The following is a 13,394-nucleotide window of genomic DNA, read 5'->3' as shown; positions in this document are numbered from 1 at the left end:
ATTTTCAGCATGAAATCTCTTCATTCAGGGTTTTGCGCCATCGCCCTCGCCACCACCTGCACCATGGCGCAGGCGGGCGACACCGCCTCCGTCAACATTCTCGGCTTTTCCGCCGATGGCTCCACCTTCGCCTTTGAGGAATATGGCATTCAGGACGGTTCCGGCTTTCCCTACGCAAACCGCTATTACATCAACACCGCCAATGACAGTTTCCTGCCCGGCACACCGGTCCGTGTGCGCATCGATCAGGATGGCGCAAGCCTCACCGACGCCCGCGCACAGGCCAAAAGCCAGTCCCAGTCCGTCATCAGCGACGCAGTGCTCGCCGAAAATCCCGGTTTCACCGCCGGCTGGAACGCGGTCACGGAAATTTCGGCCGATCCCTATCGCATCGAGGTCAATCCGCGCCCGGTCTTCCCGTCGATCGACGGCACCCTTGATTTCCGCCTCGCCGAACTGCCCATGCCCGATGGCGCGGAATGCTACGGCTTCGGTGAAGCGGCAGGCTTCCGCCTCACCCGCATCGCCACCGAACCGGGCACGGAAACCACGCTCGTGCATGAGGACAATTCCATTCCGAAAAGCCGCGGCTGCCCGCTCGGCTACCGCATCGCCGGCGTCCAGACTTTCTACCCTCAGGGCGGTTCGCCGGTCTTCGCTGTCATGATCGCCGTGCGCGGTATCGGCTTTGAAGGACCGGACCACCGTTTCATCGCCGTCACCGGCCAGCACTGACCTGTCATGTCCGGGGGCGGTGAAAGCATCGGGATCTCATGAGACCGGCTCTTGCCGCCATCAGGCGCGCACTGCCCGCCCCCGCCACGGCTCTTCTGGGCGCGCTACTCTGGGGCGCTCTGATGGGGCTCAACGCGGTCGCCTTCTTTTGGCAAAGCGAATGGCAGACCGCGCCGCGCGTCACCGCCCTCACCGTGATCTTCGCGCTGGGCGGCGTGCTCGCCTTTCCGCTCGGCCACACGCTTCAGGCGCTCATCGCGCGCCATGGCCGGCCCGAACAGCGCTTTGCCGCAGCCTTCCTCGCCTTCGCGCTGTGCACCCTGTGCATCACCGCCGCCCTCTACGCGCTCGAATACCGCGCCTATTACGCCCAGTGGCACGGCCCGATCCTGTCGCTTCGATGGGCGTTTGAGTTCGCCTTCACGATAGCCGGCGCACTATACCAGTTCGCCGTTCTCGGCCTGCGGGTCTATTTTCCCTGGGGATTGGCCGCACTTTTCGCGCTCTCGCTCGCCTATGCCGTCAAGCCGCGTTGAGCAAAACGCGCACCTCTGCTAGTGAAGCGCCAACCCCACACCTATGGAAGGCAAGGCACGCATGATCCCGCGCTATTCGCGGCCTGAAATGGCCGCAATCTGGTCGCCTGAGACCAAGTTCCGCATCTGGTTCGAAATCGAGGCGCATGCCGCAGACGCGATGGCCGAGCTCGGCATCGTGCCCAAGGACGCCGCGAAGACCATCTGGGACAAGGCCGGCGAAGCCACGTTCGACATCGACCGCATCGACGAGATCGAGCGCGAAACGAAGCACGATGTCATCGCCTTCCTGACGCATCTGGCAGAGATTGTCGGCCCCGAAGCCCGCTTCGTGCATCAGGGCATGACCTCTTCCGACGTGCTCGACACCTGCCTCAGCGTCCAGCTCGTGCGCGCCACCGACATCCTGCTTGACGATCTCGACAAGCTGCTCGCCGCCCTCAAGAAGCGCGCCTTCGAGCACAAGGACACCGTCACCATCGGCCGCAGCCATGGCATCCATGCCGAGCCGACCACGTTCGGCGTCAAGCTCGCCCAGGCCTATGCCGAGTTCGAGCGCTGCCGCCAGCGCCTCGTCAATGCGCGCGAAGAAATCGCCACCTGCGCCATTTCCGGCGCTGTCGGCACCTTCGCCAACATCGACCCGAGCGTCGAGGAGCATGTGGCCGAGAAGATGGGCCTGAAGCCGGAGCCCGTCTCCACCCAGGTCATCCCGCGCGACCGCCACGCCATGTATTTCGCCACGCTCGCCGTGATCGCCTCCTCCATCGAGCGGCTCTCGGTCGAGGTGCGTCACCTGCAGCGCACCGAGGTTCTGGAAGCCGAAGAGTATTTCTCGCCGGGCCAGAAGGGCTCGTCGGCCATGCCGCACAAGCGCAACCCGGTCCTGTCGGAAAACCTGACCGGTCTTGCCCGCATGGTCCGCGCCTATGCGACGCCGGCCATGGAAAACGTGGCGCTCTGGCACGAGCGCGACATTTCGCACTCCTCCGTCGAGCGCATGATCGGCCCCGACGCGACCGTCACGCTCGACTTCGCGCTCGCCCGCCTCACCGGCATGATGGAAAAGCTGGTCGTCTACCCCGACGCCATGCAGAAGAACATGGACCGCTTCCGCGGCCTCGTTCACTCGCAGCGCGTTCTGCTTGCCCTCACCCAGGCTGGCGTGTCCCGCGAGGACGCCTACCGCCTCGTGCAGCGCAACGCCATGAAGGTGTGGGAACAGGGCGCCGACTTCCTCACCGAACTGCTCGGTGACGACGAGGTGCGCGCCGCCCTCTCCGAAGAGGTCATCCGCGACAAGTTCGACCTCGGCTACCACACCAAGCATGTGGACACGATCTTCGAGCGCGTTTTCGGCGAAAGCTGATCTTGACGCCCTGAAACGTCAAAACGCCGGCGCATCACCCGATGCGCCGGCGTTTTTCTTTGTTGGCTGGAGCAATTCCACAAAACCGGGAACGCTCCAGGCGGATAACGGCTTCCTTCTCCCCGCGAGCGGGGAGAAGGTCCCGGCAGGGGGATGAGGGGCTGACGCGGCGTATGAAAATCCCGCCGCATTGTGGGTTCGCGGAACCTGACGCGTCAGTTCGACGGTGCGACCCGCACGACCGTGCCCCACGGATCGGCGAACTCGGTCTCCGCCGTCGCATTCCTGCTCTTCAGTTCAAGCCAGGAGAGCCCCGTGCGGTTCGGGTTGCGTTTGCCCGCCCCGGCGCTGCGCCAGCTGTTTGCGCCGATATGGTGGTGGTAACCGCCCGTCGCCAGAAACACCGCCTGCGATCCATAGCGCGTCATCGTGTCGAAGCCCTGCGCCTCATGCCACCAGGCTTCCGCCGTCACCGGATCGCCGACGCGCAGATGCACATGGCCGATCACCATGTTCTCCGGCGCGCCCTGCCAGCCCGCATCGCCATCGGGAACCGTGGAAAGCAGGCTGCCGAAATCGAGACGCTCGGTCGCCATGGCGATCCCGTCCGCCGTTGTGGTCCAGCTTTCGGGCGCACGGTCCGCATAGATCTCGATGCCGTTCCCTTCCGGATCGGACAAATAGACCGCCTCGCTGACCAGATGGTCCGACGCGCCCTCAAGCCGCATGTTGCGGTCGCGGGCAAAGAGCGACCAGCGCGCCAGATCGGCCCGCTCCGGCAACAGGAACGCCGTGTGAAAGAGACCGGCCTCGCGCGGATCGTCCGGCTCGGCAGACCGGTCCTCGGCAATCTCCAGAAGCGTGCGACCACCGACACCCAGCGCAATCGCGCCATTGTCGCCGTCCATCTCCTGAAGGCCCAGAATATCCGAATAGAACGCCGCCAGCTTCTGCGCGTCGCGCGCTTTCAGGCCGACACGGCCAATGCTGACCGGCGTGGTTGCGGCAAAGGGAAACCCACTCATCGCTTTATCTCCTGCGAAGCGGCAGCCAGCCCCTTTGGCGGGCCGCCTCATGTCCCCCTGAAACTGGCGCGCCATCCCCCTCCGCACAAGCACCCGCCCGGCGAACACGCTGTTCACCAAATAAAATACATTCTTCAAAAATCGTTCGAAAACACACGCAATTCGCGCCGCGGATCATCCCAGCGCTTGCATGCCTCCGACACGATGGCTACATGCCCGGCCATGAAAGCTTCAGACGCCGATATTCTCATCATTCCCGGTTACACCAATTCCGGGCCCGATCACTGGCAGACGCGCTGGCAGTCGCGGCTGTCGACGGCGCGTCGCGTCGAACAGGAAGCCTGGTCGAAGCCGGTTCGCGAGGACTGGATCGCCAATGTGGTGACGGCCGTCAACGAAGCGGAAAAGCCCGTCGTGCTGGTCGCACATTCGCTGGGCGTCGCCACCGCCGTTCAGGCCATTCCCGAGTTCAGGAAGCCGGTTGCGGGCGCATTCTTCGTCGCCCCGCCCGATGTCGCAAACAGCAAGATCAGGCCCAAACACCTGATGACCTTCGGGCCTTACCCGCGCGATCCGCTGCCCTTTCCGTCGATCACCATCGCCAGCCGCAACGATCACTTCTGCTCTTACGAAGTGGCTGAAGACATCGCCGCCGCGTGGGGTTCGCTGTTTATGGATGCGGGTGACGCCGGGCACATCAATGCCGAATCGGGCTTCGGCCCCTGGCCGGAAGGCTCCATGACCTTCGCCAAATTCCTGCAGCAGCTCTGAACAGCCTGTCCGCAGACCGCGTCTTCTGCCGGTGCGCCTGAAAAGCAAAGGGCGGCTCATCGTTCCTGAAAAACGAAGAACCGCCCTCAATCATTTGCCAGACCGGCTGTAGCCGGATCAGCCCTTGATCGAACCGCGCGCAGCCGCAAGCATGGCCGGTGCGCCATCGGTCATGTAAGCGCCCTCGGATCCGAGCGCGAAAAACCGGTATCCCATTGCATGGAAACGGCCGACAAGCAGCGGATCGACCACATAGATGGCCGCATGTTTGCCCGCCGCGCGCGCCTTTTGCGCGATGGAGGCGATTGCCGGCATCATGTCTTCAAGCGCCGGGTCCATTGTCGCGCCATTCGACCACGCAATGGAGAAGTCCGAAGGACCGACCAGAACACCGTCGATCCCGTCCACGGCGAGAATGTCATCAAGTGCCGCCAGCGCCTGCCGCGTCTCAATCATCGCGAAGGCGACCGTGTTGGCGTTCTCGTTCGCCAGCCAGCTCTGCGCATCGGAGGCCCCGGCGCGCGGCATGGCGAAGCTCGGTCCCCATGAACGCAGCCCGACGGGCGGATATTTCATGGCGGCGGCAAAGGCGCGCGCATCCTCTACCGAGTTGACCATGGGCGCGATCACGGTTTCCGCTCCCATGTCCAGCGCGCGGCTCGCCATGTCAAAACGGCCGACGGGAATGCGCACCACCGGGTGCTTTCCCTTCAGCCGAACGGCGCCCACGCCGCGCAGCACGCTGTCCTCGTGATGGCCGCCATGCTGCATGTCGAGCGTGACGGCGCCGAAATCCAGTCCGGCAACCAGTTCGACGGTCTGCGAATCGGGAATCAGCGACCAGGCGGAGAAAACGCTCTCCCCCGCCCTGAGGCGTGCTGCCAGCGACAAGGACGCCAAGACGCTTACTCGCCGTTCTTGATCTGCTCGAGCGCCGTGGAGAGCAGCTCTTCCATGGTGCGGCGAATCTGGTGATCGGACTGCTCGACATTGGCGGCGTCGAAGTCCTTGCGCACCTTGCGGAACACGTCCTCGTCACCGGCTTCCTCGAAGTCCGAGTTCATCACTTCGCGCGCATAGGCCTCGGCCTCGTCGCCGCTTTTGCCAAGCTTTTCTGCGGCCCACAGGCCCAGGAGCTTGTTGCGGCGCGCCATCGCCTTGAACTTCTGGGTTTCGTCGTGGACGAACTTGTTCTCAAAAGCGTCTTCGCGGTCTTTCATGCTGGCCATACTGAATGTCCTCCGGCTCGGGCATCGCGAACGATGCGGATACAACTGGGTTGGCAAGCAAAAACCAGAACCCCCGCTCCGGGTCAATACGCTCTATGGGCGCATTTGCCCTTTGGCTGCGGCCATAAACCGGTTGGCTTTGAGAAATGGCAATTGTGGTATGGACGGGTTTGCGCTAGAGACCCCGTGAAACGATGCATCTTTGAAACTGCCGCGTTGCGGAACTTCCGCGCGAAGTTTCCCTGTCAAGGCAACGGACCAGGAAAAGCCATGAACCGTCGTCGCCGCATTTATGAGGGCAAGGCCAAGATTCTTTATGAAGGCCCGGAGCCCGGCACCTTGATTCAGTTCTTCAAGGACGACGCCACCGCCTTCAACAAGAAGAAGCATGAGATTGTCGATGGCAAGGGCGTGCTCAACAACCGGATCTCGGAATACATTTTCGAGCATCTGAACCGGATCGGCATCCCGACCCACTTCATTCGCCGCCTCAACATGCGTGAGCAGCTGATCAAGGAAGTGGAGATCATTCCGCTCGAGATCGTGGTGCGCAATGTTGCCGCCGGCTCGCTCGCCAAGCGTCTGGGCATCGAGGAAGGCACCGTGCTGCCCCGCTCGATCATCGAATTCTACTACAAGGCGGATGCGCTGGACGACCCGATGGTCTCCGAAGAGCACATCACCGCGTTCGGCTGGGCAAGCCCGCAGGAGATCGACGACATGATGGCGCTCGCCATCCGCGTCAACGACTTCCTGACCGGCCTCTTCCTTGGCGTCGGCATCCAGCTCGTCGACTTCAAGATGGAGTGCGGCCGCCTTTGGGAAAACGACATGATGCGCGTCATCGTGGCGGATGAGATTTCGCCTGATTCCTGCCGCCTGTGGGACACCACCACGCAGGACAAGATGGACAAGGACCGTTTCCGCCGCGACATGGGCGGGCTGGTCGAGGCCTATCAGGAAGTCGCACGCCGTCTCGGCATCATGAACGAGAACGAACCGCCGCGCGGCGGCGGTCCCGTCCTCGTATCCTCCAAAGACAACAAGACGCGCCACTAGGGCGCGTCGGGAAATCAGGGAGCACTACCGTGATCAAGGCGCGCGTCACCGTGACGTTGAAGAACGGCGTTCTGGACCCGCAGGGAAAAGCCATTGAAGGCGCGCTCGGCGCGCTCGGTTTCTCCGGCGTCGGTTCGGTGCGTCAAGGCAAGGTCTTCGACCTGGAGCTCGAGGGCTCCGACAGGGCCAAGGCCGAGAGCGACCTCAACGCCATGTGCGAAAAGCTTCTGGCGAATACCGTGATTGAGGACTACACTGTCTCCGTTACCTGAGGTTGTGGAGAAAGGCTGTCATGGGCGACGTCACCAACGAGCTGCTTTATGAGGTTCTCAAAAGCATGCAGGGTCGCCTGGACAAACTTGAAGCCGGTCAATCGGAGATCCGTCAGGAGCTGATCTCCATCCGGGGGCATATGATTGCGATCCAGCAGGACACCCACAATATCTACGGTATGCTCGGACGCCATGACGACCGCCTTGAACGCATAGAACGCCGCCTCGAGCTCCGCGAATTGGCCGAAGGCCCTCAGAAACCGTACGATCCCAGCCCGAACGATCAGAACCCATGAAATCAGCCATCATCCAGCTTCCCGGCCTCAATCGCGACCGCGACATGATCGCCGCGCTTACCAAGATTTCCGGAAAAGCGCCGATCACCGTCTGGCAGACGGAGACCGAGCTTCCCGATGTCGACCTGGTGGTCATTCCCGGCGGCTTCTCCTATGGCGACTATCTGCGCTGTGGCGCAATCGCCGCCCGCATGCCGGTCATGCAGGCGGTGGCCGAGAAGGCCCGCAAGGGCGTTCTCGTCATGGGCGTCTGCAACGGTTTCCAGGTTCTGCTCGAAATGGGCCTCCTGCCCGGCGCGCTGATGCGCAACGCCTCGCTGAAATTCGTGTGCCGCGAGGTGAAGCTTGAAGTCACCAACGCCAACACACCCTTCACGCGTGGTTATCAGCAGGGCCAGATCATCCGCTGCCCGGTTGCCCACCACGACGGAAACTATTTCGCGGACGCCGAGACGCTGAAGCGGATCGAGGGCGAAGGCCAGGTTGCTTTCCGTTACGCCGAGGGCACCAATCCCAACGGCTCGGTGAATGACATTGCCGGCATTGTCAGCGACAGCGGCAATGTGCTTGGCATGATGCCTCACCCCGAAAACCTGATCGAAGCCGCCCATGGCGGCGATGACGGCCGCGCGCTCTTCGCCGGCGTCCTTGGAAAGGCCGCCTGATGGGCCGCGCCGGTCACGCCGGTTCGCATTTTCAATTATGCTCCCGGCTTGCCGCCGGCGCAGCCCTTGCAGCGCTGACATTTTCCCTCGCCGCCTGCCAGACAGAGCCGGCGGGCGGGCCGCTCACCCTCGAAGTCGAGGAATCGAGCGCGGTAAAGGCGCTTCAGACCATCAACAGCGCAGGCCTCAAATGCTGGATACGCTCCGGTGACCGCCGCTTCCGCGATCTGCGCATGGTTCCCGAACTCGACACGCGCGTCGGGCGGCCACGCCTTCTGATCGTGCGCAGCAACAAGCAGCAGGGTCTCCCGCTGCTTGTCATCGAAGCGTCAGGGTCGCCAGCGACGATCAGCACCTATGGCCCTCTGGCCTCCACACGCACCGGCGCACGCATAAACACCGACATCATGCGCTGGTCCAGCGGCGGCTCTTCGTGCTGATTTTGCGGTTTCAATCGCTTTAAATTTAAACCTGGAATTTAGATTCCCGGCTTTATTGCATCTCCCTGGGAACTCAAGAGCATCGGGCCGAAATGTGAATTCCGGCTATTCCGATGCTCCATCACTGGTTTAGATCGTCCTTTGTGCGTCCAGACGGACGCACGGCGATCCTGGGGGGATTGCATGGCCAGATTATTGAACGTCGCAGGCCTGACCATAGGTCTGTTCGCGCTCATTCTTCAGTTCGGCCTGACCATCCCCGACGCCATGGAAGCCGGGCGCGGCCTTGCAGGCTCGATTGTCTTCTATTTTTCCTTCTTCACCATTCTCACCAATATACTGGCCGTGCTGGTTCATGGGGTGGCCCTGTTTGGTCGACAGGGCTTTTTCACGCAGGCCTGGGTGCGCGCCGGCATCGCCATTGCGATCACCGTGGTCGGCACCATCTACTGGCTTCTGCTTTCAGCGCTCTGGGAGCCGGAAGGCCTGTTCCTTTTCTGTGACATCGTGCTCCACTACGTCGCGCCCGCGATCTACCTCGCCTGGTGGCTTTCGGCCGGTACGGATGGAAGTCTCGGTTGGCGGCATATTCCGCTCTGGCTCGCCTATCCGTTCGCCTACATGGTCTACGTGCTCGCCCGCGCACAGATCACCGGCGAGGTGCCCTACCCGTTTCTCGATGTCGCGCTGAACGGCTGGCCAAGCGTTCTCGTCACATCCGCCGCCATTCTCCTGCTCTTCGCCTTTCTTGGCCGCCTCGCGATCCTCGCAGACCGCCTCACAACCGAAGGCAGCGCCACCCGCGACACGGGCGGCGGCAGCTAGAGCAATTCCAGCAAAAGTGGAGACCGGTTTTGCGTCCACAATTGCGTCAAATCATAAAGACAGAGCGTTTCAGGTGAACCTGTTTTCACCGGAACCGCTCTAATCCCAGAAGGGGCGCAGCCCTTCGCGCTGCGCCTCACTGCGCGACACGCCAATGTCGCACAATTGCTCGTCGGTCAGCTCCAGAAGATCCAGCCTGCTGCGGCGCTTGCTCAGCCATGCCGCAAGTTTTCCCGTCACATAAGCGAGGCCGAACCCCGCGCGCTCCTGCTTCAGACGCGGCGCAGCGGGACTGCATGCACCACGCATTGTCTTACTTGCACCCATTGCAATACCCTCAATCCGTCTTGATTTGAGCGATTGAACCTATGCATTGACTCAAAAACAGGTGCAATATACACAATTGTCACCATGACAAATTGGCTTCCAAACCTCGCGCGCGGCACCGGCCCGCTTTATGTGCGCCTCGCAGACCAGATCGAGCGGGACATTGAGAGCGGACGTCTTGCGTCCGGAACCAAGCTGCCGCCCCAGCGCAATCTCGCCTACGACATCGGCGTGACCATCGGCACGGTCAGCCGAGCCTATGCACTCCTGCGTCAGCGCGGGCTCGTTTCCGGCGAAGTCGGTCGCGGCACCTATGTGCTCGAACGCGTTGGCACGCCGCGCACCGGCCCCTCTGCCGCACAGGCCTTCGGCGGCACGCGCGACATGGTGGTTGCGTCCGGCAAGACGCGCATGGATTCCTCCGCTGCCCCCGATATCGGCCAGGCCGCGGCGCTTGAGCGCATCACCACGCGCATCGTTTGCGAGCACCCGCACAGCATCGCCAGCTACACGCGCAGCCTGCCCGCTCACTGGTTTGACGCAGGCCGTCAGTGGCTGGCGCGCGAGGGCTGGAGCCCGCCGCCCGAAGGCATTGTCCCCACGCTTGGCGGCCATGCCGGCATTCTCGCCACCATCGCCGCGATGACCACGCCGGGCGACCGCATCGCCTTTGAAGAACTCACCTATTCCCATGTCGCGCGCAGCGCCACGGTCATCGGCCGCCGCCCGCTCCCCATCGCCATCGATGAAGACGGCATGATCCCGGAGGATTTCGAGCGCGTCTGCGCCCAGCAGCATCCCCGCATGGTGTTTCTGGTGGCCTCGCTCCACAATCCCACACTCGCCACCATGCCCGAGGCGCGCCGGCGCGCAATTGTGGATATCGCCCGGCTTCACAATGTCTGGCTGATCGAGGACAACATCTATGGCGCGCTGCTTGAGGAAACCCCGCCTCTCTTCGCCTCGCTTGCGCCGGAGCGCACCTTTCATGTGGGCGGCCTTTCCAAATCCGTGGCCGCCGGCGTTCGCGGCGGCTGGGTGGCGAGCCCGCCCGCCTATGCCTCCCGCATTCTCACCGCCCACAAGATGATCACCGGCGGCATGCCGTTTCTGCTGGGCGAACTGGCGGCGCAGCTCGTCCTGTCCGGCGAGGCGCAAACCCTGCGCAATCAGGTGCTTGAAGAGATCGCCGCACGTCACGCCATTGCAGCCGAAGCGTTCGCCGGGGCCGATTTCACCAGCCATCCCCGCGCGCCGTTTCTCTGGCTCAAACTGCCCGAACCCTGGCTTTCCAGCACGTTCAAACAGGCGGCCTTCGAGGAAGGCGTACTGATCGACGACGAGGACGAGTTCCGCGTCGGGCGCTCCGGCGCGCCCCTCCACCGGGTGCGCATCGCCTTCACCGTTCCCCAAAACCGCGACCTGATCCGGCGGGGATTTGCCACGCTTGCAGGCCTTCTGGACAACCCGATCAGCGGATTTGACAATTACGGCTGATGAAAACCGGCATTGGGAAGTGGATTATCGGGCCGCAATACTGTAACGCAGCCTCGAGACACCCGTTGCCACCCTTTTGCAGGGAACGCCGACCCGATGACCATCCCCAATCACATCCCGATCACCGAAGACCTCATTGCGGCTCACGGCCTGAAGCCCGATGAGTATCAGCGCATCCTGGAGCTGATCGGCCGCGAGCCGAGCTTCACGGAGCTGGGCATTTTCTCGGCCATGTGGAACGAGCACTGTTCCTACAAGAGCTCCAAGAAATGGCTTCGCACGCTCCCCACAAAGGGACCGCAGGTCATCCAGGGCCCCGGCGAGAATGCCGGCGTGGTCGACATTGGCGATGGCCAGTGCGTGGTCTTCAAGATGGAGAGCCACAACCACCCCTCCTTCATCGAGCCCTATCAGGGCGCGGCCACCGGCGTCGGCGGCATCCTGCGTGACGTCTTCACCATGGGCGCACGCCCCGTCGCCGCCATGAACGCGCTGCGCTTTGGCGCGCCCGATCATCCCAAGACGAAGCATCTGGTTGCCGGCGTCGTTTCCGGCATTGGCGGCTACGGCAATTCCTTCGGCGTTCCCACCGTCGGCGGCGAAGTCAACTTCGACGCCCGCTATAACGGTAACATTCTGGTAAATGCCTTTGCAGCCGGCATCGCCGAGACCAACGCGATCTTCTATTCCAAGGCCGAAGGCGTCGGCCTGCCCGTCGTCTATCTTGGCGCAAAGACCGGTCGCGATGGCGTCGGCGGCGCGACCATGGCGTCTGCCGAGTTCGACGAAGGCATCGACGAGAAGCGCCCCACCGTTCAGGTCGGCGATCCGTTCACCGAAAAATGCCTGCTCGAAGCCTGCCTTGAGCTGATGGCCACCGGTGCCGTGATCGCCATTCAGGACATGGGCGCTGCCGGCCTCACCTGCTCGGCGGTCGAGATGGGCGCAAAGGGCGATCTGGGCATCGAGCTCGATCTTGACTGCGTGCCCGTGCGCGAAGAGCGCATGAGCGCCTATGAAATGATGCTGTCGGAAAGCCAGGAGCGCATGCTCATGGTGCTCCGCCCCGAAAAGCGCGACGAGGCCGAGGCCATCTTCCGCAAATGGGGTCTCGACTTCGCCATCGTCGGCAAGACCACGGACGATCTGCGCTTCCGCATCTTCCATCAGGGCGAGGAAGTCGCAAATCTTCCCATCAAGGAACTTGGCGACGAAGCGCCGGAATATGACCGCCCCTGGGTGGAGCCGAAGCTTCAGGCCCCGCTCGAAGGCCCCGCTCCCGAGGCCGACATCGCCGACAGCCTCGTAAAACTGCTCGATTCGCCCGATCTTTCTTCCCGCCGCTGGGTTTGGGAGCAGTATGACACGCTGATTCAGGGCAATTCGCTCCATCTCCCCGGCGGCGACGCCGGCGTGGTGCGCGTCGACGGACAGGACAAAAAGGCGCTTGCCTTCTCCTCCGATGTCACGCCGCGCTATTGCGAGGCCGATCCCTATGAGGGCGGCAAGCAGGCGGTTGCCGAATGCTGGCGCAACATCACCGCAACCGGCGCCGAGCCGCTGGCGGCCACCGACAATCTGAACTTCGGCAATCCGGAGAAGCCCGAAATCATGGGTCAGCTCGTCCATGCCATCAAGGGCATCGGCGAGGCCTGCACCGCGCTCGGCTTCCCCATCGTTTCCGGCAATGTCTCGCTCTACAACGAGACGCTGGGCGAAGCGATCCCGCCGACACCGACCATGGCCGGCGTTGGCCTCATCCCCGACTGGCAGAAGGCAGCCCGCGCCGCCTTTGCCGCCGAGGGCGAATCCATCGTGCTCATCGGCGCACCGGAAGGCTGGGGCACGCATCTCGGCCAGTCCGTCTATCTGCGCGACATTCATGGCCGCGCCGAGGGTCCGCCCCCGCCGGTCGATCTCGCGCATGAAAAGCGCACCGGCGACATGGTGCGCGGGCTGATCCGCGCCGGTCAGGTCTCCGCCGTTCACGACTGTTCCGATGGCGGGCTCGCCGTCGCACTCGCTGAAATGGCCATCGCTTCGGGCATTGGCGCGACCATCGATGCGCCTGAAGACGCCGTCCCCGCCTTCTTCGGCGAGGATCAGGGCCGCTACATCGTCACCACCAGCGATGTCGAAGCCGTGCTCGCCGCAGCCGAAAAGGCCGGTGTGTCGGCCTTCGAGATTGGCGAGACCCGTGGCGACACGCTTGAGCTCGGCGACGCCGGCGCTGTCTCCGTCGAAGTACTGAAGACGGCGCACGAGGCCTGGTTCCCGGGCTTCATGGACTGATATCGCACTGTCCCGCCCCGGCTCGTTTTTAGAACCGGGGCGGACATTCGGCCGCT

General features: G+C 63.1%; 16 protein-coding genes. 12 read left to right on the top strand and 4 right to left on the bottom strand.

The genetic code is table 11. The annotated features are described in order from the left end of the window. Positions 1–9 precede the first annotated feature (9 nt). The 3 genes from DEJ54_RS13500 (at position 10) to purB (ending at position 2,640) form a co-directional block, all read left to right on the top strand. Positions 10–735 (top strand): DUF2259 domain-containing protein, encoded by a 726-nt coding sequence (locus DEJ54_RS13500; RefSeq protein WP_113155027.1) that lies wholly within the window; start codon positions 10–12, stop codon positions 733–735. A 38-nt stretch (positions 736–773) separates the two neighbouring features. Further along, a complete protein-coding gene (locus tag DEJ54_RS13495) occupies positions 774–1,271 on the top strand; it encodes a hypothetical protein (RefSeq protein ID WP_113155026.1) in 498 nt (165 codons plus the stop codon). Between the two features lie 61 nt (positions 1,272–1,332). Beyond that, positions 1,333–2,640, top strand: coding sequence for an adenylosuccinate lyase (purB, locus tag DEJ54_RS13490; RefSeq protein WP_113156273.1), 1,308 nt, complete (start codon positions 1,333–1,335; stop codon positions 2,638–2,640). Positions 2,641–2,855: 215 nt separating this feature from the next. Here purB and DEJ54_RS13485 read toward each other — a convergent pair whose 3' ends face one another. Continuing rightward, entirely contained in the window at positions 2,856–3,665 is an 810-nt protein-coding gene (locus tag DEJ54_RS13485; protein ID WP_113155025.1) for a VOC family protein, read from the bottom strand. Between the two features lie 222 nt (positions 3,666–3,887). On the opposite strand from DEJ54_RS13485, the gene DEJ54_RS13480 reads away from it, so the two are divergent. Continuing rightward, positions 3,888–4,436, top strand: coding sequence for an alpha/beta hydrolase (locus DEJ54_RS13480; RefSeq protein WP_113155024.1), 549 nt, complete (start codon positions 3,888–3,890; stop codon positions 4,434–4,436). A gap of 117 nt (positions 4,437–4,553) precedes the next feature. On the opposite strand, the gene DEJ54_RS13475 is transcribed toward DEJ54_RS13480, so the two are convergent. Beyond that, positions 4,554–5,327: an HpcH/HpaI aldolase/citrate lyase family protein gene (locus DEJ54_RS13475; protein ID WP_113155023.1), complete on the bottom strand. Its 774-nt coding sequence runs from the start codon at positions 5,325–5,327 to the stop codon at positions 4,554–4,556. A gap of 14 nt (positions 5,328–5,341) precedes the next feature. Further along, the gene (locus DEJ54_RS13470) at positions 5,342–5,665 is read right to left on the bottom strand and encodes a DUF1476 domain-containing protein (protein ID WP_113155022.1); all 324 of its coding nucleotides are present in this window, start codon (positions 5,663–5,665) and stop codon (positions 5,342–5,344) included. A gap of 270 nt (positions 5,666–5,935) precedes the next feature. Here DEJ54_RS13470 and purC point away from each other — a divergent pair, with 270 nt between their 5' ends. The 6 genes from purC to DEJ54_RS13440 all read left to right on the top strand — a co-directional run bounded on the left by purC (position 5,936) and on the right by DEJ54_RS13440 (position 9,222). Continuing rightward, on the top strand, positions 5,936–6,724 hold the full coding sequence (gene purC, locus DEJ54_RS13465) for a phosphoribosylaminoimidazolesuccinocarboxamide synthase (RefSeq protein ID WP_113155021.1): 789 nt from the start codon (positions 5,936–5,938) through the stop codon (positions 6,722–6,724). A gap of 29 nt (positions 6,725–6,753) precedes the next feature. Beyond that, positions 6,754–6,996 carry a phosphoribosylformylglycinamidine synthase subunit PurS gene (gene purS / locus DEJ54_RS13460; protein ID WP_113155020.1) on the top strand — a complete coding sequence of 81 codons (243 nt, stop codon included), beginning with the start codon at positions 6,754–6,756 and terminating at the stop codon, positions 6,994–6,996. A 20-nt stretch (positions 6,997–7,016) separates the two neighbouring features. Then, positions 7,017–7,292 (top strand): hypothetical protein, encoded by a 276-nt coding sequence (locus DEJ54_RS13455; protein ID WP_113155019.1) that lies wholly within the window; start codon positions 7,017–7,019, stop codon positions 7,290–7,292. After that, entirely contained in the window at positions 7,289–7,957 is a 669-nt protein-coding gene (purQ, locus tag DEJ54_RS13450; protein WP_113155018.1) for a phosphoribosylformylglycinamidine synthase subunit PurQ, read from the top strand. Before DEJ54_RS13455 ends, purQ begins: the two co-directional genes overlap by 4 nt. Further along, a complete protein-coding gene (locus DEJ54_RS13445) occupies positions 7,957–8,397 on the top strand; it encodes a hypothetical protein (protein ID WP_113155017.1) in 441 nt (146 codons plus the stop codon). Before purQ ends, DEJ54_RS13445 begins: the two co-directional genes overlap by 1 nt. Positions 8,398–8,580: 183 nt before the next feature. Next, the gene (locus tag DEJ54_RS13440; protein WP_113155016.1) at positions 8,581–9,222 is read left to right on the top strand and encodes a Pr6Pr family membrane protein; all 642 of its coding nucleotides are present in this window, start codon (positions 8,581–8,583) and stop codon (positions 9,220–9,222) included. 99 nt (positions 9,223–9,321) lie between these two features. On the opposite strand, the gene DEJ54_RS13435 is transcribed toward DEJ54_RS13440, so the two are convergent. Beyond that, the gene (locus DEJ54_RS13435; protein ID WP_113155015.1) at positions 9,322–9,549 is read right to left on the bottom strand and encodes a DUF1127 domain-containing protein; all 228 of its coding nucleotides are present in this window, start codon (positions 9,547–9,549) and stop codon (positions 9,322–9,324) included. Between the two features lie 84 nt (positions 9,550–9,633). Here DEJ54_RS13435 and DEJ54_RS13430 point away from each other — a divergent pair, with 84 nt between their 5' ends. Together DEJ54_RS13430 and purL are read left to right on the top strand one after the other, a co-directional pair. Further along, positions 9,634–11,046, top strand: coding sequence for a PLP-dependent aminotransferase family protein (locus DEJ54_RS13430; RefSeq protein WP_113155014.1), 1,413 nt, complete (start codon positions 9,634–9,636; stop codon positions 11,044–11,046). A gap of 96 nt (positions 11,047–11,142) precedes the next feature. Beyond that, positions 11,143–13,338 carry a phosphoribosylformylglycinamidine synthase subunit PurL gene (purL, locus tag DEJ54_RS13425; RefSeq protein ID WP_113155013.1) on the top strand — a complete coding sequence of 732 codons (2,196 nt, stop codon included), beginning with the start codon at positions 11,143–11,145 and terminating at the stop codon, positions 13,336–13,338. The last annotated feature ends 56 nt before the right edge of the window (positions 13,339–13,394 follow it).

Source organism: Nitratireductor sp. OM-1, assembly GCF_003296175.1.
GTDB classification, from domain to species: domain Bacteria; phylum Pseudomonadota; class Alphaproteobacteria; order Rhizobiales; family Rhizobiaceae; genus Nitratireductor; species Nitratireductor aquimarinus.
The sequence above is the reverse complement of the archived record's forward strand: the minus strand, read 5'-3'. Positions and strand labels throughout refer to the sequence as shown.

Bases quoted from the DNA above. Each gene is read 5' to 3' on its own strand.
- DEJ54_RS13500 (WP_113155027.1), top strand. From the start codon at position 10: ATGAAATCTCTTCATTCAGGGTTTTGCGCCATCGCCCTCGCCACCACC.
- DEJ54_RS13495 (WP_113155026.1), top strand. From the start codon at position 774: ATGAGACCGGCTCTTGCCGCCATCAGGCGCGCACTGCCCGCCCCCGCC.
- purB (WP_113156273.1), top strand. From the start codon at position 1,333: ATGATCCCGCGCTATTCGCGGCCTGAAATGGCCGCAATCTGGTCGCCT.
- DEJ54_RS13485 (WP_113155025.1), bottom strand. From the start codon at position 3,665: ATGAGTGGGTTTCCCTTTGCCGCAACCACGCCGGTCAGCATTGGCCGT.
- DEJ54_RS13480 (WP_113155024.1), top strand. From the start codon at position 3,888: ATGAAAGCTTCAGACGCCGATATTCTCATCATTCCCGGTTACACCAAT.
- DEJ54_RS13470 (WP_113155022.1), bottom strand. From the start codon at position 5,665: ATGGCCAGCATGAAAGACCGCGAAGACGCTTTTGAGAACAAGTTCGTC.
- purC (WP_113155021.1), top strand. From the start codon at position 5,936: ATGAACCGTCGTCGCCGCATTTATGAGGGCAAGGCCAAGATTCTTTAT.
- DEJ54_RS13455 (WP_113155019.1), top strand. From the start codon at position 7,017: ATGGGCGACGTCACCAACGAGCTGCTTTATGAGGTTCTCAAAAGCATG.
- purQ (WP_113155018.1), top strand. From the start codon at position 7,289: ATGAAATCAGCCATCATCCAGCTTCCCGGCCTCAATCGCGACCGCGAC.
- DEJ54_RS13445 (WP_113155017.1), top strand. From the start codon at position 7,957: ATGGGCCGCGCCGGTCACGCCGGTTCGCATTTTCAATTATGCTCCCGG.
- DEJ54_RS13440 (WP_113155016.1), top strand. From the start codon at position 8,581: ATGGCCAGATTATTGAACGTCGCAGGCCTGACCATAGGTCTGTTCGCG.
- DEJ54_RS13435 (WP_113155015.1), bottom strand. From the start codon at position 9,549: ATGGGTGCAAGTAAGACAATGCGTGGTGCATGCAGTCCCGCTGCGCCG.
- DEJ54_RS13430 (WP_113155014.1), top strand. From the start codon at position 9,634: ATGACAAATTGGCTTCCAAACCTCGCGCGCGGCACCGGCCCGCTTTAT.
- purL (WP_113155013.1), top strand. From the start codon at position 11,143: ATGACCATCCCCAATCACATCCCGATCACCGAAGACCTCATTGCGGCT.